Below are 18,268 nucleotides of genomic sequence, written 5' to 3'. Positions count from 1 at the left end.
AGCATCCACTTTGATCGGCAAACTACGCGCGTTCCTCCCCCAATGTTGGAACGCTTCGAGGGCTTTCCGGATATGCCGGACAAGTCCTTTTTTTTGCCTCGAATTTTGCAAAGGATCAGTTCTACATGCTTGCTCGCTGGTTGCCCGCCGCCATCAATACCCGCCCTACTGAATGGAGCCGTGCCGCGATCGGCATGGGCCTGGGCACGCTGTTCAGCGTGTGGATGTGCGCGCAGGTGTTCGGGCACGACGTTGCGTTTCACCTGATCGGCCCGCTCGGTGCTTCGGCGGTGCTGCTGTTCGCCGTGTCCTCCGGCGCCCTCGCCCAACCGTGGTCGATTCTCGGCGGGTACTTGTGCGCTGGAGTGGTTGCCTTGCTGGTAGCCCATGTGCTCGGTCGAACGCTGGGTAGTGCCTGCCTCGCCGCTGGCATGGCGGTGATCCTGATGTGCTGGCTGCGTTGTCTGCACCCACCGGCCGGCGCCTTGGCGCTGACACTGGTGCTGGCCGATCCGGCCACCATCGCCATGGACTGGAAAGCCATGGAACCGGTGATGCTCGGCGCCCTGTGCATGCTTGCCAGCGCGCTGGCCTACAACAACCTCACCCGCATCCGCTATCCGAAACGCGCTGCTGAACCTGCACCGCCAGTGGTCCCGGTCGACCGCCAGGCGATCACCGCCGAAGACCTGAAACTGGCGCTGGCCGACATGGAGGCTTTCATCGACGTCACCCCCGAAGACCTTGAGCGCCTGATCCACGCCAGCGAATTGCACGCCAAACGCCGCAGCATTACTGAAACCTTCCGATGATCGCCTTGTAGGAGCTGACGAGTGCAATGAGGCTGCGATCTTTTGATCTTGTTTCTTGAAATCAAAAGATCGCAGCCTCGTTGCACTCGTCAGCTCCTACGCGCACAGAAAGCAGCCCTGAGAGAAAAACGCAGATTCCCCCTGCACATATCCCCGTTGTACACGGCAAATTTGCACTGTTACGATCCGCTAACGCCCGCGCGCGGGCTTTTCGAATAAAGATAATAAAAGCAGGGAGTTACTGATGACAGCTCAGGCTTCATCCCGGCGGACCCCGTCCATGGATGCGATGCAAAACGACGTGCTGGCCGAGGTGCGCAACCATATCGGCCACCTGACCCTCAACCGCCCTGCGGGCCTCAATGCGATCACCCTCGACATGGTGCGTCTGCTGCAACAGCAGCTTGATGCCTGGGCGTCCGACGCCAATGTTCACGCCGTGGTATTGCGCGGTGCGGGTGAAAAGGCATTCTGCGCCGGCGGCGACATTCGCTCGCTGTACGACAGTTTCAAAAGCGGCGACACGCTGCACGAAGATTTCTTCGTCGAGGAATACGCCCTCGACCTGACCATTCATCACTACCGCAAACCGGTGCTGGCGTTGATGGACGGGTTCGTTCTCGGCGGCGGCATGGGTCTGGTGCAAGGCGCCGATCTGCGCGTGGTCACCGAGAAGAGCCGTCTGGCGATGCCGGAAGTGGCCATCGGTTATTTCCCCGATGTTGGCGGCAGTTACTTCCTGCCGCGCATTCCCGGCGAGCTGGGGATTTATCTGGGCGTCAGCGGCGTGCAGATCCGCGCTGCCGATGCACTGTATTGCGGCCTCGCCGACTGGTATCTGGACAGCAGCAAACTGGCCCTGCTCGACGAAAAATTCGACAACATGGAGTGGCAGGACACGCCGCTCAAGTCGCTGCAGAACCTGCTGGCCAAGCATGCCGTACAAACTTTGCCGGATGCGCCGCTCCAGGCTCTACGCCCGGCCATCGATCACTTCTTCGCCCTGCCCGACGTGCCGAGCATGATCGAGCAATTGCGCGCCGTCACCGTCGCCGACAGCCACGAATGGGCGGTCTCCACGGCGGATCTGCTGCAAACCCGCTCGCCGCTGGCCATGGCTGTGACCCTGGAAATGCTCCGTCGCGGCAGGCATTTGAGTCTGGAGCACTGCTTTGCTCTGGAGCTGCATCTGGACCGCCAGTGGTTTGCCCGTGGCGACCTGATCGAAGGCGTGCGCGCCCTGCTGATCGACAAGGACAAGTCACCGCGCTGGAACCCGCCGACCGTCGCTGAGCTGGACGCTGCGCAGGTCGCGAGTTTCTTCCATGGTTTTGATGAGAGCGGGAGCTGAGCCATGCACGATCTCGAACTGACTGAAGAACAAGTGATGATCCGCGACATGGCCCGGGACTTTGCCCGTGGCGAAATCGCGCCCCACGCACAAGCCTGGGAAAAGGCTGGCTGGATCGACGACGCCCTCGTGGCGAAGATGGGTGAGCTGGGTTTGCTCGGTATGGTCGTGCCTGAGGAATGGGGCGGTACTTATGTCGATTACGTCGCCTATGCGCTGGCCGTCGAGGAAATCTCTGCCGGCGATGGGGCCACCGGCGCGTTCATGAGCATCCACAACTCGGTCGGCTGCGGCCCGGTGCTCAACTACGGCAGCGACGAACAGAAACAGACCTGGCTGGCCGATCTGGCCAGTGGGCAAACCATTGGTTGCTTTTGCCTGACCGAACCCCAGGCCGGCTCCGAAGCGCACAACCTGCGCACCCGCGCCGAACTGCGCGAAGGCCAGTGGGTGATCAACGGCGCCAAGCAATTTGTCAGCAATGGCAAACGGGCGAAACTGGCGATCGTCTTCGCCGTGACCGACCCGGACCTGGGCAAGAAAGGGCTTTCCGCATTTCTGGTGCCGACCGATACGCCGGGCTTCATCGTCGATCGCACCGAACACAAAATGGGCATCCGTGCTTCCGACACCTGCGCGGTGACGCTGAACAACTGCAGCATCCCCGAGGCCAATCTGCTCGGCGAACGCGGCAAGGGCCTGGCGATTGCCCTGTCCAACCTTGAAGGCGGACGCATCGGCATCGCGGCGCAGGCATTAGGCATCGCGCGAGCGGCGTTTGAGGCGGCGCTGGCCTATGCGAAGGATCGCGTGCAATTCGACAAGCCGATCATCGAGCACCAGAGCATCGCCAATCTGCTGGCTGACATGCACATGCAGATCAACGCCGCGCGGTTGCTGATTCTGCATGCGGCGCGGCTGCGCACCGCTGGCAAACCGTGTTTGTCCGAGGCTTCACAAGCCAAGCTGTTCGCTTCGGAAATGGCCGAGAAGGTCTGTTCGTCGGCAATCCAGATCCATGGCGGCTATGGCTATCTGGAGGATTACCCGGTCGAGAAGTACTACCGCGATGCGCGGATTACCCAGATTTATGAAGGATCGAGCGAGATACAGCGGATGGTGATTGCGCGGGATTTGAAGAACTATCAGCTCTAAAAGCTTCACGAGCAGGCCCGCTCCCATATTGGGCGGTGGAGATCCCTGTGGGGGCGAGCCTGCTCACGAAGGCGTCAGCTTAGGCACCGCATCTATTTGCCTTGGAATACAGCCTCACGCTTGTCAATAAACGCCGCCATCCCTTCCTTCTGGTCTTGCGTCGCAAACGCGGCGTGAAACACCCGGCGCTCAAAACGCACACCCTCGGTCAGGTTGACCTCGAACGCACGATTCACACTTTCCTTGATCATCATCGCAATCGGCAGTGACTTGCCAGCGATCACCGCAGCGACCTTCAGCGCTTCATCAAGCAGCTCGTCACTCGGCACGATCCGCGCGACGATGCCGCAGCGCTCGGCTTCCACCGCGTCGATCATGCGTCCGCTCAGGCACATTTCCATGGCTTTGGCCTTGCCCACGGCGCGGGTCAGACGTTGGGTGCCGCCCATGCCCGGCAACACGCCGAGGTTGATTTCCGGCTGGCCGAATTTGGCATTGTCGCCAGCCAGAATAAAGTCGCACATCAGCGCCAGCTCACAACCGCCCCCGAGGGCGAAACCGTTGACCGCTGCGATGATCGGTTTGCGTCGGTTGGCCACGCGATCGCTGTCGCTGAACAGGTCGTCCATGTAGATCTGCGGATAGGTCAGCTCGGCCATTTCCTTGATGTCGGCGCCGGCGGCGAAGGCTTTTTTTGAACCGGTGAGGACGATGCAACCAATGTGTGCGTCCGCTTCCAGCGTATCCAGCGCGTGGTTCACTTCGCTGACCAGTTGCGCATTGAGGGCGTTCAGCGCCTGGGGCCGGTTGAGCGTGATCAGGCCGACGCGGTCACGGGTTTCCAGGAGGATGGTTTCGTAAGTCATGAATAAAATTCCTTGTCAGAGATTGCGCGAAATCACCATGCGCTGAATGTCGCTGGTGCCTTCGTAGATCTGGCAGACACGCACGTCACGGTAGATGCGCTCCAGCGGGAAGTCGTTGAGGTAACCGTAACCGCCGAGGGTTTGCAAGGCCATGGAGCAGACCTTCTCGGCCATTTCCGAGGCAAACAGCTTGGCCATCGACGCCTCGACCAGCGCCGGCTGGCCGCTGTCGCGCAAGGCGGCTGCGTAGTGCACCATCTGCCGGGCGACGGCGATTTGCGTGGCCATGTCCGCCAGGCGAAACGCCACGGCCTGGTGCTCGATGATCGGCTTGCCGAAGGTGTCACGCTCACGGGCGTAGTCACGGGCAGCTTCGAACGCAGCGCGCGCCATGCCCACAGCCTGCGCGGCGATACCGACGCGGCCACCTTCGAGGTTGGCCAAAGCGATCTTGTAGCCCTCACCCTCCTCGCCGAGGCGATTGGCGACCGGCACTTTCACGTCTTCAAAGAGGATCTGGCAGGTGTCGGAGGCGTGCTGGCCGAGTTTGTCTTCGACCCGTGCGACTTTGTAGCCGGGTGAGTCGGTCGGCACGATAAACGCGCTGATCCCGCGCTTGCCTGCGCTCGGGTCAGTCACAGCGAACACGATCACGACGCCGGCGTTCTGCCCGGAGGTGATGAATTGTTTGCAGCCGTTCAATACGTAGTGATCGCCTTCCCGTCGGGCGCGCGTCTTCAGGCTGCTGGCATCGGAACCGGCCTGCGGTTCGGTCAGGGCAAAGGCCCCGAGCATGGTGCCGCTGGCCAGCGGTTTGAGGAAGCGCTCGCGCTGATCGTCATTACCGAATTTGAGAATCGGCACGCAGCCCACTGAGTTGTGCACGCTCATGATCGTCGAGCACGCTCCGTCACCGGCGGCGATTTCTTCCAGCGCCATGGCATAAGCCAGGTAGCCAGTGTCACAACCGCCCCACTGTTCCGGCACGAGCATGCCGAAAAAGCCCAATTCGGCCATCTCGGCGATGGCGTTCTTGGGGAAACGGTGCTCACGGTCCCACTCAGCGGCGAACGGCTTGAGCCGCTCTTCGGCAAACTGCCGGGCCATGTCGCGGATCTGGGTTTGGTCATCGTTGAGGATCATGGTGAGTCCTTGAGTGTAGGAGCTGTCGAGTGCAACGAGGCTGCGATCTTTTGACCTTGATCTTGAAATTGAAATACAAGATCAAGAGATCGCAGCCTCGTTGCACTCGTCGGCTCCTACAGGGATTTGTGTGGGTCAGTAGAGGCATTCCACCGCCATGGCCGTGGCTTCGCCGCCGCCAATGCAGATAGCAGCAATCCCGTGCTGGAGCTGTTTGTGTCGCAGCGCTGCCAGCAACGTCACCAGAATACGCGCGCCCGAGGCGCCGATCGGGTGTCCGAGGGCGCAGGCGCCGCCATGCACATTGAGCTTGTCGTGAGGAATTTCAAGGTGCGCCATCGCCGCCATGCCGACCACCGCAAACGCCTCGTTCACCTCAAACAGATCAACCTGGTCCAGCGCCCAACCGGTCTTCTTCAGCAGTTTCTTGATCGCGCCAATCGGTGCGGTGGGAAACAGGCCCGGGGTGTCGGCGAACGCAGCGTGTCCGTGAATCACCGCCAGCGGTCTGAGGCCCAGTTGCTGCGCATGGGATTGGCGCATCAGCACCAGCGCCGCCGCGCCATCGGAGATTGAGCTCGAGTTGGCGGCAGTGACCGTGCCGCCCTCACGGAACGCCGGTTTCAGCGACGCGACTTTGTCGAGTTTGGCTTTAGGCGGCTGTTCATCGTGACTGATCACCACCTGCTCTTTGCCGACGGTGATGGTCAGCGGGACGATTTCGTCCTGGAAGCTGCCATCCTTGATCGCCTGCTGTGCGCGGGTGGTCGAGGCGATGGCGAACGCATCCTGCGCTTCGCGGCTGAAGTCGTTGGCCTCGGCGCAATCTTCAGCGAAGGTGCCCATCAGACGGCCCTTGTCGTAGGCGTCTTCGAGCCCGTCGAGGAACATCGAATCAAGCACGCGGCCATGGCCCATGCGATAGCCGGCGCGGGCGCGATCGAGCAGGTACGGCGAGTTGGACATGCTTTCCATGCCGCCGGCAATCACCACGTCGGCGCTGCCGGCCAACAGCATGTCGTGGGCCATGATCGTGCTCTGCATGCCCGAGCCGCACATCTTGTTGACCGTGGTGCAACGCGTTGATTTATCCAGCCCGGCACCCAGCGCAGCCTGGCGAGCCGGCGCCTGGCCGAGGCCGGCGGGCAGTACGCAACCGAACAGCACTTCATCAACTGCGTCGCTGGCGACACCGGCGCGTTCTACCGCAGCCTTGATCGCCGCCGCGCCGAGTTGCGGTGCGGTGAGACTTTTCAGTTCACCCTGAAAACCGCCCATCGGAGTGCGGACGGCGCTGACGATAACAATCGGATCGTTGGACAGAGTCATGACGGATTCCCCTTTACCTGGCTGCCATGCGCAAGGCGCCGTCGAGACGGATCACCTCGCCATTGAGCATGCTGTTTTCGATGATGTGGCGCACCAGCGCAGCGTATTCGGCGGGCTTGCCCAGGCGTGGCGGGAACGGCACGCCGGCGGCCAGCGAGTCGCGGACTTCCGGGGTCATGCCGGCCATCATCGGCGTTTCGAAGATGCCCGGTGCGATGGTCATCACGCGGATGCCGAAGCGCGCCAGCTCGCGCGCGGCCGGCAGGGTCAGGCTGGCGATCGCGCCTTTCGATGCCGAGTACGCCGCCTGGCCGATCTGGCCGTCAAATGCAGCGACCGATGCGGTGTTGATGATCACCCCACGCTCGCCGTCAGCGTTGGCTTCACTCTCGGCAATGGCCGCAGCGGCCAGGCGCAGCATGTTGAAACTGCCGATCAGGTTGACGTTGACCACCTGAGCAAAACTGCTCAGGGCGTGCGGACCGTTCTTGCCGAGAATTTTTTCGCCACGGACGATGCCCGCGCAGTTGATCAAGCCATTGAGGCTGCCAAATGCGGCGACGGTCGCCTGCACTGCGGCTTCGGCGGCGGCTTCGTTGCTGATGTCGGCGACCACGCTTTGCGCGCCGAGGCGCTGAGCCTGCGCGGCGACGGCTTCGGCGTTCATGTCGACCAGCATCACTTTGGCGCCGGCACTGACCAGCAATTCAGCGCTGGCCGCACCGAGGCCGGACGCGCCGCCGGTGACGATAAAAACCTTGTTCTCGATCTGCATGACGGTGTTTCCTTGGATTCAAGCTGAAACGTTAGGCGCCGCGGCCTCTTGAGCCTTGGCGATTTCCTGGTTGCGCAAGATAAAGCGCTGCAATTTGCCACTCGGGGTCTTGGGCAATTCGCTGACAAATTCGATTTCACGCGGGTACGAATGCGCGGCCAGACGCTTGCGCACGTGTTGGCGCAGTTCTTCGGCCAACTCCGGCGCGGCGCGGTACTGCGCGCTCAGTACGACAAAGGCTTTGACCAGTTCGGTACGTTCCGGGTCGGGCTTACCGACGACCGCCGCTTCGACCACGGCCGGGTGTTCGATCAGGGCGCTTTCCACGTCGAACGGGCCGACGCGGTAGCCGGAGGTGGTGATCACATCATCACTGCGGCCAACGAAACTGATGCTGCCGTCCGGGTTCCACTCCACGGTGTCGCCGCTCAGGTAGTAGTTGCCGACGAAGGCTTTCGTGGGCGCGCCTTCGTAGCCGCCGAACCAGCACATCGGCGACTGCGGGCGGTCGATGGCGAGGATGCCCGGCTGACCGACGCCGAGTTCGTTGAACTGCTCATCGAGCACGACGATGCGATGCCCCGGTGAAGCGAAACCAGCGGCGCCGACGTGCACCGGATGCTCGAGGCCGTGGTGGTTGCACAAGACCATGCCCAATTCGGTCTGGCCGTAATGATCGTGGATGACCACGTCAAGCTTGTCGGCGAACCAGCGAATCACTTCCGGGTTCAGCGGCTCACCGGCACTGCTGACAATGCGCAGTCTGCCTTTGATCGATGTGGCGAATGCTTCGCCACCGGCAATCAGCAGTCGGTAGGCAGTGGGCGACCCGGTGAGATTTGTAATGCCGTATTTGTTGATCACCCGGCAGGTGCTTTCGAGGGTAAACGGGCCATCGTAGAAGGTGATCGGGTGCCCCAGCGCCAACGGCCCGGTCACGCCGAAATAAATGCCATAGGCCCAACCCGGATCGGCGACGTTCCAGAAGGCATCTTCGGGGCGCAGGTCTACCGCATCGCGCGTGTAGTTTTGGAAAGCGACGATGGCTTTAAGCGGCACCGACAGCGCTTTTGCCGGGCCGGTGGTACCCGAGGTGAACATCAGCAGGAACGGGTCTTCGCCAGTCAGCAACAGCGGTTCGCAAACGTTGGAATAGTGGGCCAGCTCGGCCCAGAAACTGTAGTCACCGCGAACGATACCCTGCCCTTTGTCGCCGCCAACGGTGACGATGATCGGGCATGCGCTGACTTCATTGAGCTTGGGCCGGTTGACCGCGTCGGCCACCACGACTTTCGCCCCGGAGCTGTTCAGTCGATGTTCGAGGGCCTTGGGGCCGAACGCGGTAAACAGCGGCTGATACACCGCGCCGATACGCCAGGTGGCGAGCACGGTGATGAGTAACTCGACGTTGCGCGGCAGCAGTCCGGCAACCTTGTCGCCCTTCTGCACGCCTTGGGCGAGGAGGAAATTGGCGAACCGCGCGGCTTTGTCCTGCAAATCAGTGAAGGTGTAAGTCGCACTCGAGCCGTCGCGACCTTCCCAGAACAACGCAATGCGACCTGGCAAGGCATGGCGGTCGCAGCACTCGATGCAGGCATTGAGTGCCGCGAGCGTGCCGCTGAGCGACGTGTCGACGGTGTGCTGATAATCGAACTGTTCGGTGGCGGACAAGTAATCACGCATTGCCAGAATCCCTCGGTGTTTTTATTAGGCTGGGAACCGTAAACAACGCAGAGATAGTCGCGCTCTGCGGGGCCTGGGGCAATGGTCAAAGCCATCAAGCCGGTTGACTGGTTTGGCCAAAACCTTCAACTCAAATCGCGCTGACTTACAAGTTGTTAACTATGTGCGCTGGCGATTGACGGGGTGTATCGGTAGTTTCGTCGACCTTTCAACCCGCCATTGTTTTTATTCACTCGAGATGTATTTCATGTCGCCTTCTCCAACAATCCTTGAGACAGAGGATTTCATCTTTGAACAATCGTTATTGGCGCAGTTCAAGGATCAGCCGACGTTACGCAAAACAGCCAGAGAGCTGCTTGAAAACTATCTGCAATATTGTCTGGCATCGTCATCTTTGTCGCTGGATGTACTTTTCTATGATGATCTGCGGTCGCCTCCGGGCTCCGACCCGGTCACGTTGCTTGAGGCATTCCTTCAAGCTTTCGCCGCAGGGCGATGCCTGTTGATAAGCGCAGAAACTCTAATTGTTCCAGTCAACTCAGCCGATCGGGACAAGATCAACCTGGTCGATTTCCAATCCGCCATTGAGGATATTTGTCATACGTTGGTTGATACATTGCAAGCGCAACTGCTGAATTACTGGCAGCAACCGGCTGATAACCAAATGAGTCGTTGGCAATGGTTGTCGGAAGCATTGAAAGACGCCTGCGCGTCCAATATCAATGAAGCACTTCATCAGAAAGATGAAGCCTTTTATTTTTCATTGACGGGTTTGATCGTCACGCCGGAAAAACAACACAGAGCATTGTTCAATGAGCACTTACGGTCCTCGGCGTGTTTATTGAAATTCGACATGAAGGATGGCGAGGATGTCAGTTCGCTGATTTATCCGGCGCTGATGGTTACCGACACGTCTGGCACTGTGTTGATTCAACCCTCTGGTGCCTGGGAAAGATTCAGCACCGAGTCGGCGTGCCTGCAACACGTAGCTGAGCGCCTGCAACTGCGCTGGGAGGTTGCGTCTCTGAGCGTTCGGCGATACGAGCCGGATGCCAATATCTTTGACGAACTGGCGCGTGTTTTGATCGACCGGCAACTGCTGGACCTTCAAAGCATCCAGTTTCCGCTCGATGAAATGTTCGCCAGCGCCGAGCAACAGTTCAACAGGATCACCGACCCGCTTCGTCTGTTTGCGGGTACGAGGCATACGATCACCCACGCAGCAAGCGTGGAAAAGCATTTGCCGTCGTGGCTTGCACACGCGAATGCCGACGACCGTCGTACCTATCGACGCTTCATTTCGGCGATGGCGGCCACGCATTGGCAGTACGACGGCGCAACGTTTTTTACCCATTTGCAGTCCATCCGCGACTTCACTTATCAGGCACTCATCAAGCAGATGAGTCGCGACGGCCATGAACCGGTCAATCCCGATCACATCGAACTGCACATCAAAGTCTCTGAAGGTGTTCCTGGCGGCTGGGGAATTCAGGAAACGACGCGGCTGGGCGTTATCGATTTCGCTCTGGAGAATCTTGCCGGCCTGCCCTGGGGGCAGATGAGCGTCAAAGGCTTGCAGCAGCAAAGCGTGCCGGATTGGCTGACCCCGCAGTACGCCAAGGCGCTGATCCAGGCAGTGGACATCGGCCGCACCTACCCTGCGTATCTGAAGCAACATCTGCTCGATAACCCGAGCGAAGCGGCGTCGCGACAAAACCTGTTCAAGGTGCAGTTGCGTAACCAACTACCCCTGCAAGCCTTACAGGCAAAACTCAACGGCGAGCACGGTTTTGACGTTCATGGCGCAAACCTGATCATCGCACTGGCTGATGACCGGCAAACGGCAAACCATCTGCGAGTCAGCCCGTTGCACCAGCGCCTGGGTCCGGTGTTGAACATGTTTGTTATTGAGGGCACCGAACGCAATGCGCCGGTCGTGCTCTATCGCCCCTTCTACTCGCCTTCGTTGATTCAGTTTCCCTCGAAGAGCCATCTGCAACGCGCGATCGAATCCGACGCTGCGCTGCAAAAAAGTATTCATGACTGGTACAAAGCCTCGGTTCGTCACACTGGATTGCTGGGCGCCAACGAAATTCGCCTGCGCTGGGAAATGACCGTTTCGCCCGCCATGCATGGCGATATATTTCAGCCGCTGTATGAAGCCAACAGTCAGGCGCTGGTGGAACTGGCGGATCGGCAATCGGTGTCCAACGCTGAAAGCCGCTGGGCCAACTTCAAGACGCTGGGCTGGTTGATATTCGAATCGCTGCTGCCACTGGTCACCGGGCCTGCCGCCACTGCAGGATGGTTGCTGCAATTGGCGGTCAGCCTCAAGGATGACCTTCAAGCGCTATCGACAGCGGACGGCCAGGACAAATCATTTGCCGTTGCTAACCTGCTGCTCAATCTCGCAGCCGTCCTCATGCACGCCGGACGTATCGCCAACGGGGCTCGAAACACCGGAAATGCTCCACACCTTGACCCTGAGGTTTTCGAATTCGCCGTAGACAATTCCGGGCCCGCAGCGCCAGATATTCCGGTCGAAGAAAACCCGATGCTGCCCAGTGAGCAGCACCCGCAGGCAGACCGGGCGAGCACCGAAAACGCATGGGCCACGCCGCGGGCTTACACCGAGGGGCAGCAGGCACTGCTCGATAGCTTCGCACTGGCAAAGCCGACCGATCTGGGAGCACCAGTCGCACAAGGGCGTAACAAGGGCCTGTATCGCTACAACGACAGGTGGCACGCGCTGGTTGGCGAGCAATTCTTCCGCGTATCGATTGAAGAAGGTCCGGTACTGATCATTGATCCCGTCGACAATCTTCGACCGGGCCCATTCCTGACCACCGACGGTCAGGGGCGCTGGACGATCGATAACCGGCTGCATTTGAAGGGCGGTGCGCCTAACAAACGCGCACACGACGGATCCAATAACGAGGCGCCGGGCCCGTCGCGACGGGCGATTGCTGACAGCAGTGGATTCCCGGCCGTCATCGAAACCGAAATCGAGACCCTGCCCGAGCGTCTGTATCACTACGTCAACAAGGAAAAACTGGCGACGATCAAAGCGCTGAGCAGCTCCTTCATCAATAACTCGTCCAACGATGCTTACGGCAGGCCGCAGCGCAGTGTCGTCGGATTGTACGTGACCGACCTGGCCCCTGATTCGATGCCACGGCAGCAGCTGTCTGAAACCCTGTTTGGCAAGAACCGCCACAACGCGTCCTCTCGCGCCAACAAAATCCATGCAGTGCTGGAGCTTGATCCCACGCGGTATCCAAAGGGCAGTGTGAAACTCTACAAACTCGAGAGCCCGAAACTGTCGGATCATATCTATGTGTTGCGTGGTGCAAAGGATGAACTGAGCTTGCGCATCAAAACCACCGCATTTGGCACCGGCACAACGTCGCTGGTCAGCGTAAAGGAGCTTTGATTATTCCTCAGCCGGGCTGGATCCCGTTGGCTGGCTGAGGATCAGGCTACGGTAGTGGCCGGGGTTCGACCCCGACCACTTGCGAAACGCCTTGTAGAACGAGCTGACATCGGCGAAACCGAGGCGCGCGGCGATCTCGATGAAGCTGATCGAAGGCTCGGCGAGCCAGGTAATCGCCAGTTCCTTTCGCACACTGTCTTTCAGCCCCTGATAGGTCTGCCCTTCCTCAGCGAGACGGCGGCGCAGGGTCGAGGCGGACATGCACAATTGCCGGGCCAGCGCTTCGGTTTCCGGCCACTGCTCGGCAGGCAGGTGCCGCAGATCCTGCTTGATTCGGCTGGCCAGACTATCGGGGTCGCGATACTTGACCAGAATGTTCGCCGGCGCCTGGGCAAGGAAACGCTTCAACTCTTCGGCACTGCGCTTGATCGGCAGATCGAGGCAATCGGCGGCGAAAATCATTCGCGTGCGGGGACGTTCGAAACGCAGGTTCTGCGAAAACATCACCTGATAGTCGTCGGTGAAATCCGGTTCGGCGCAGCGCAGTTCAATCGCGAGAATCGGAATCCGCCGCCCGGCCAGCCAGCACGCCACGCCGTGAACAATCATCCAGTAAGTGAAATAAGTGAAGGCGCGGCGCGGTTCGGTGTCGTCTTCGAGCAAGACAATTTCGGCGAGGCTCTGCTGATGCACCAGTTGCGCCGGCAGTTTTTCGAGCATCAGCGAAAGAAAGCTCAGACCGGTATCCAGCGCTGCCGCCAGCGTCGGTTGCGCCATCGCGCTGCGACACAGAAACGCCAGGCTGCCGGACTTGAGCTTGCGTGGGTCCATGCCGAAGAACTCATCATCGCCGCGCCGGGCCAGCAGGCGCCAGAGCTTGGCATATTGCGAAGCCGGCACTCTGCCCGCGTCGGCTGTCAATAACGCCGGATCGATGCCGACCTTGCTCAACGCCTCATCCGTGGTTGCGCCCGGAGCACAACTCTGCAGCAGCGCTTCGCGCACCAGTTGGATGGCAATGGTGTCTTTTTCCGCCATGGACCGGGATGAACCTTGTTGTTTTTCGGTGGAGGGCATCTTACCTCAGCTGCTAGAGCCACTGCAGGACCAAAGTGGCAGTGGGCTTGCTCACGAAAACGGTGGTTCAGCTTGCTTCTTTATTGCTGACCCGACGCATTCGCGAGCAAGCCCGCTCCCACCGGGGATTTGTTGCCCAGAAGGATTTGTGATCAGAGCGAAGAACCTGTGGGAGTGGGCTTGCTCACGAAAGCGGTGATTCAGCTTGAACATTTATTGACTGACATGACGCCTTCGCGAGCCCGCTCCCACCTGGGATCGGTGTTGCCCAGAGAGACGCGCGGCACCTGTGGTAGCGGGCTTGCCAAAAAGAAGGCTTGTTCAGCTCACGTTCAGCTAAATGTCAATGAATGCCATTTGGGAATGAGTGTCATTATGTTACAACTTAGCCTCCTATCTAAATCGCCGTGGCCGTCCAATGCTCGTTCCTTTTTTGATCATGTTGCGTGAAGGCATCGAGGCCGCGCTTATCGTCGGCATCATCGCCAGTTATCTGCAGCAGACCGGCCGCGGCCAATGGATGCCAGCCGTATGGATCGGCGTCTTCCTCGCAGCCGCCCTCGCCCTGCTGGTCGGCGGTGGCCTGGAACTGGTCAGCGCCGAATTCCCGCAAAAGCAGCAGGAGCTCTTCGAAGGCGTCGTCGGTCTGGTCGCGGTGGGCATTCTCAGTTCGATGGTCTTCTGGATGCGCAAGGTCGCGCGGTCGATCAAGCATTCACTGCAAGCTTCGCTGGATCAGGCGCTGGCAGCGTCCAGGCATCAAGTAATTGCGTTGATCGCCATGGTCTTCTTCGCCGTCGCTCGCGAAGGCCTGGAAACCGTATTTTTCTTGCTCGCGGTGTTCCAGCAGAGCGAAGGCCCGGGCGCGCCGATTGGCGCCCTGCTCGGTCTGATCCTGGCGGTCATCGTCGGTTTCCTGATCTACAGCGGCAGCATGCGCCTCAATCTCTCGGCGTTCTTCAAGTGGACCGGCTTGTTCATCCTCGTGGTCGCCGCCGGCATTCTCGCCAACTCGGTGCAAGCGCTGCATGAAGCCGGGCTGTGGAATCACCTGCAGACCGTGCTGTTCGACTTCAGCGCCACGTTGCCGATGGATGGCCCGTTGGGCTCGGTGCTGGCCGGCATGTTCGGTTATCAGGATGCGCCGACCGTCAGCACCCTCGGCGCATATCTGATTTATCTGCTGCTGGCGCTGGTGATGTTCTTCATGCCCGCGCCACGCCAGGCAACGCCAACGACTTCCGTTTCCAGCCAATAAGGCCCCCCATGTCTACTACTCAAACCCCACCGGCCTTGCGTTGGGCGCTGGCCGGCTCGGTGCTGCTGATGATCGGCGCCGGCGGACTGTTCTGGTACGCCTCGAACATGGCCGCCGCCAAGCGTCAGCACAACCATGACGAAATCGTCGTCAATATCCATCCGCACAGTTGCGAGCCGAATGCCCTGACAGTGCCGGCCGGCCGTGCCAGTTTCCGCATCGTCAATCGCTCCGAGCGTGCGGTCGAGTGGGAAATTCTCGACGGCGTGCTGGTGGTCGAAGAACGGGAAAACATTGCGCCGGGCCTGAGCCAGGTGATCAACGCCAACCTGCAACCGGGCGACTACACAATCACCTGCGGTTTGCTGAGCAACCCGCGCGGGATCCTGCACGTCACACCGACGGCCGCTTCAGATGCAGCCGCCAAAGCCAAGCCGTCGATGGTGGCTTTCGTTGGGCCGCTGTCGGAATTTCGCGTGTATCTGGCCGTTCAGGGCAGCGCTTTGATCAAAGCGGTGACAGCGCTGAATCAGGCGATCGCCAGGGGCGACCTGAGTCAGGCGCAAGCGCTGTACCTGCCGGCGCGTGCCGCTTATCAGCGTCTGGCGCCGGCCGCGCAGCGCCTGGCCGAGCTGGACAATCAGATCAATGCCCGCGCCGACTATTTTGAAAAGCGTGAGCAGGATCCAGCGTTTGTCGGTTTCCACCGCCTCGAATACGCCCTTTTCCAGCAGCGCAATCTCGACGCTACCGCACCGATTGGTCAACGCCTGCTCGCTGACGTCACCACCCTCAAGCAGCAGTTGCTCGCACAGTCGCTGCCGCCAGAGCAACTGGTGAGCATCGTCGTGCGCAACCTCAACAGCCTCGCCGAGGTGCGCGCTGTCAGCGGCGAAGAAGAGCGCTACAGCCATAGCGATCTCAACGGTTTCGCCGCCAACGCGCAAACCGCGCACAAAATCGTCGACCTGTTGCGGCCGATGCTGAGCAAATCCGCCGCCGAGGTGCTGGCCACGGTCGACCAGTCGTTGAGCGACTTTGACAGCCAGCTCGACGCGCTCAAATCCGCCGACGGCTACGTCAGTTATGACGCCGTGACCGCCGTGCAACGCCAGCAGATCGCCGCCAAAGCCAAGGCTCTGGCCACGGCGCTGAATGGCATCGACCCCGCCCTCGGCCTCTCCGGCCTGTAAACAGAAGACGACCCGATGAACGATTCAGAACCCCTCAACCTGCAACGGCGCCGCGTGCTGATGGGCATGGGCGCCGCCGGTGTCGCCCTCGCCGGATCAGCCCTGAGCTGCCCGGCCATGGCCGCCGCGCCCGCGCAAGTCACCGAAGCGCCGAGCAGCGACAAGACCCAAGACCGCCACGATTTCCACGGATTGCACCAGACCGGAATCGTCACCCCCCGCCCGGCTTCCGGGATGCTGGTGGCGTTTGATGTGCTGGCCAGCGATCGCGAAGACCTCAAGCGGCTGTTCCGCACGCTGAATGAACGCATCGCATTTTTGATGAAGGGCGGCCCGGTCGCGCAAATCGATCCGAAACTGCCGCCGCCGGATTCCGGCATCCTCGGCCCGGTGGTCACCCCGGATAACCTGACCATCACTGTGTCTGTCGGCGAGTCGCTGTTTGACGAGCGCTTCGGTCTGGCAGCGGCAAAACCCAAACGCCTGCAACGCATGGTCGGCTTCCCCAACGATGCGCTCGATGCCGATTGCTGCCATGGCGACCTGAGCCTGCAGTTCTGCGCCAACACCGCCGACACCACCATTCACGCGCTGCGCGATATCGTCAAAAACCTCCCCGACCTGCTGCTGGTGCGCTGGAAACAGGAAGGCAGCGTACCGCCCCAAGCCCCGGCCAAACCCGGTGAACCTGCACAGTCGGCGCGAAATTTTCTCGGTTTTCGCGATGGCTCGGCCAACCCGGATTCCAACGACGCCAAGGCCATGGACCGTATCGTCTGGGTGCAACCGGGAAGCGACGAGCCAGCGTGGGCTGCCCATGGCAGTTATCAAGCGGTGCGCATCATCCGCAACTTCGTCGAACGCTGGGATCGCACACCGTTGCAGGAACAGGAAAGCATTTTCGGCCGGGTCAAAAGCAGCGGCGCGCCCATCGGCGGCCACAGCGAAAGTGAAGTGCCCGACTACAGCCAAGACCCGGCCGGCAAGCTGACCAAGCTCGATGCGCATATTCGCCTGGCCAACCCGCGTACCGCCGCGAGCCAAGCCAACTTGATCCTGCGCCGGCCGTTCAACTATTCAAACGGCGTCAACAAGAATGGCCAGCTCGATATGGGCCTGCTGTTCATCTGCTACCAGGCAGACCTGGAAAAAGGCTTTATCACCGTGCAGACCCGCCTCAACGGCGAGCCGCTTGAGGAATACCTCAAACCGGTCGGCGGCGGCTACTTCTTCACCCTGCCCGGCGTGACCGGCGATGACGATTTCATCGGTCGCTCGTTGTTGGCGGCCACCTCTCACAACAAAACCGCATGACACCCCACCGACACTGGAGCCGCCCCATGAAAAAAACGCCACTCGCGTTATTGCTGACCCTTGGTTTGCTCAACACCCCGCTGTCGGCGTTCGCCGCGACCGCGCCGCTGGATCTGGTGGGGCCGGTGTCGGACTACAAGATCTACGTGACCGAAAAGCTCGATGAACTGGCCAGCCACACCCAGCAGTTCACCGACGCGGTGAAAAAAGGCGACTTGGCCACCGCGCAAAAACTCTACGCGCCGACGCGGGTGTATTACGAATCGATCGAGCCGATTGCCGAGCTGTTCAGCGATCTCGATGCGTCCATCGACTCGCGCGTCGACGATCACGAGAAAGGCGTGAAGGCTGAAGATTTCACCGGGTTCCACCGGCTCGAATATTCCTTGTTCGCCGAGAAATCCACCCAGGGTCTGGAGGCATTGGCCGACGGTTTGAACAAGGACGTGCAGGATCTGCAAACGCGTGTTGCCGGCCTGACATTCCCGCCGGAGAAAGTCGTCGGCGGCGCTGCTGCGCTATTGGAAGAAGTCGCGGCGACGAAGATTTCCGGCGAGGAAGACCGCTACAGCCACACTGATCTGTACGACTTCCAGGGCAATATCGACGGCGCGAAGAAGATCGTCGACCTGTTTCGCCCCCAGATCGAGCAGCAGGACAAGGCATTCGTAGCAAAAGTCGACAAGAACTTCGCCACGGTGGACAGGATTCTGGCCAAGTACAAAACAGCGGATGGCGGCTTTGAAACCTACGACAAAGTGAAGGGCAACGACCGCAAGGCGCTGGTCGGGCCGGTGAATACGCTGGCGGAGGATTTGTCGATGATGCGGGGGAAGTTGGGGCTGAATTGACAGAACTGATTCGTCAGTAGAAAAGATC

At 60.3% G+C, this 18,268-nt stretch carries 14 protein-coding genes; 8 read left to right on the top strand and 6 right to left on the bottom strand.

The window, feature by feature from the left end; genetic code table 11:
• Nucleotides 1–125 precede the first annotated feature (125 nt).
• The 3 genes from ACIGDJ_RS00510 (at nucleotide 126) to ACIGDJ_RS00500 (ending at nucleotide 3,318) form a co-directional block, all read left to right on the top strand.
• Nucleotides 126–812 (top strand): HPP family protein, encoded by a 687-nt coding sequence (locus tag ACIGDJ_RS00510; protein WP_101160243.1) that lies wholly within the window; start codon nucleotides 126–128, stop codon nucleotides 810–812.
• 244 nt (nucleotides 813–1,056) lie between these two features.
• On the top strand, nucleotides 1,057–2,163 hold the full coding sequence (locus ACIGDJ_RS00505) for an enoyl-CoA hydratase/isomerase family protein (RefSeq protein WP_101160246.1): 1,107 nt from the start codon (nucleotides 1,057–1,059) through the stop codon (nucleotides 2,161–2,163).
• Nucleotides 2,164–2,166: 3 nt separating this feature from the next.
• Nucleotides 2,167–3,318 carry an acyl-CoA dehydrogenase family protein gene (locus ACIGDJ_RS00500; protein WP_101160249.1) on the top strand — a complete coding sequence of 384 codons (1,152 nt, stop codon included), beginning with the start codon at nucleotides 2,167–2,169 and terminating at the stop codon, nucleotides 3,316–3,318.
• Between the two features lie 92 nt (nucleotides 3,319–3,410).
• Here ACIGDJ_RS00500 and ACIGDJ_RS00495 read toward each other — a convergent pair whose 3' ends face one another.
• The 5 genes from ACIGDJ_RS00495 to ACIGDJ_RS00475 all read right to left on the bottom strand — a co-directional run bounded on the left by ACIGDJ_RS00495 (nucleotide 3,411) and on the right by ACIGDJ_RS00475 (nucleotide 9,114).
• Nucleotides 3,411–4,184, bottom strand: coding sequence for an enoyl-CoA hydratase (locus ACIGDJ_RS00495; RefSeq protein WP_101160251.1), 774 nt, complete (start codon nucleotides 4,182–4,184; stop codon nucleotides 3,411–3,413).
• 15 nt (nucleotides 4,185–4,199) lie between these two features.
• The gene (locus ACIGDJ_RS00490) at nucleotides 4,200–5,327 is read right to left on the bottom strand and encodes an acyl-CoA dehydrogenase (RefSeq protein ID WP_313001224.1); all 1,128 of its coding nucleotides are present in this window, start codon (nucleotides 5,325–5,327) and stop codon (nucleotides 4,200–4,202) included.
• Nucleotides 5,328–5,462: 135 nt separating this feature from the next.
• Nucleotides 5,463–6,656: an acetyl-CoA C-acyltransferase gene (locus ACIGDJ_RS00485; protein WP_397478123.1), complete on the bottom strand. Its 1,194-nt coding sequence runs from the start codon at nucleotides 6,654–6,656 to the stop codon at nucleotides 5,463–5,465.
• A gap of 13 nt (nucleotides 6,657–6,669) precedes the next feature.
• Nucleotides 6,670–7,431: an SDR family NAD(P)-dependent oxidoreductase gene (locus tag ACIGDJ_RS00480; protein WP_101160259.1), complete on the bottom strand. Its 762-nt coding sequence runs from the start codon at nucleotides 7,429–7,431 to the stop codon at nucleotides 6,670–6,672.
• A gap of 18 nt (nucleotides 7,432–7,449) precedes the next feature.
• A complete protein-coding gene (locus ACIGDJ_RS00475) occupies nucleotides 7,450–9,114 on the bottom strand; it encodes an AMP-binding protein (protein WP_101160262.1) in 1,665 nt (554 codons plus the stop codon).
• A 112-nt stretch (nucleotides 9,115–9,226) separates the two neighbouring features.
• On the opposite strand from ACIGDJ_RS00475, the gene ACIGDJ_RS00470 reads away from it, so the two are divergent.
• A complete protein-coding gene (locus ACIGDJ_RS00470; RefSeq protein ID WP_397478122.1) occupies nucleotides 9,227–12,547 on the top strand; it encodes a dermonecrotic toxin domain-containing protein in 3,321 nt (1,106 codons plus the stop codon).
• Here ACIGDJ_RS00470 and ACIGDJ_RS00465 read toward each other — a convergent pair whose 3' ends face one another.
• A complete protein-coding gene (locus ACIGDJ_RS00465; RefSeq protein WP_101160267.1) occupies nucleotides 12,548–13,585 on the bottom strand; it encodes an AraC family transcriptional regulator in 1,038 nt (345 codons plus the stop codon).
• 457 nt (nucleotides 13,586–14,042) lie between these two features.
• Between ACIGDJ_RS00465 and efeU the strand changes: the two genes are divergently transcribed.
• Genes efeU through efeO (ACIGDJ_RS00445) form a run of 4 tightly spaced genes read left to right on the top strand, consistent with a single transcriptional unit; the run spans nucleotide 14,043 to nucleotide 18,240 of the window.
• Entirely contained in the window at nucleotides 14,043–14,882 is an 840-nt protein-coding gene (efeU, locus tag ACIGDJ_RS00460; protein WP_397478121.1) for an iron uptake transporter permease EfeU, read from the top strand.
• A gap of 8 nt (nucleotides 14,883–14,890) precedes the next feature.
• Nucleotides 14,891–16,075 (top strand): iron uptake system protein EfeO, encoded by a 1,185-nt coding sequence (gene efeO, locus ACIGDJ_RS00455; RefSeq protein WP_101160272.1) that lies wholly within the window; start codon nucleotides 14,891–14,893, stop codon nucleotides 16,073–16,075.
• 15 nt (nucleotides 16,076–16,090) lie between these two features.
• The gene (gene efeB, locus ACIGDJ_RS00450; RefSeq protein WP_397478120.1) at nucleotides 16,091–17,389 is read left to right on the top strand and encodes an iron uptake transporter deferrochelatase/peroxidase subunit; all 1,299 of its coding nucleotides are present in this window, start codon (nucleotides 16,091–16,093) and stop codon (nucleotides 17,387–17,389) included.
• A gap of 26 nt (nucleotides 17,390–17,415) precedes the next feature.
• The gene (efeO, locus tag ACIGDJ_RS00445; RefSeq protein ID WP_101160293.1) at nucleotides 17,416–18,240 is read left to right on the top strand and encodes an iron uptake system protein EfeO; all 825 of its coding nucleotides are present in this window, start codon (nucleotides 17,416–17,418) and stop codon (nucleotides 18,238–18,240) included.
• The last annotated feature ends 28 nt before the right edge of the window (nucleotides 18,241–18,268 follow it).

The organism is Pseudomonas sp. NPDC079367 (genome assembly GCF_044542195.1).
Classification (GTDB): Bacteria; Pseudomonadota; Gammaproteobacteria; order Pseudomonadales; family Pseudomonadaceae; genus Aquipseudomonas.
This window is presented reverse-complemented; position numbering and strand designations above follow the sequence as displayed.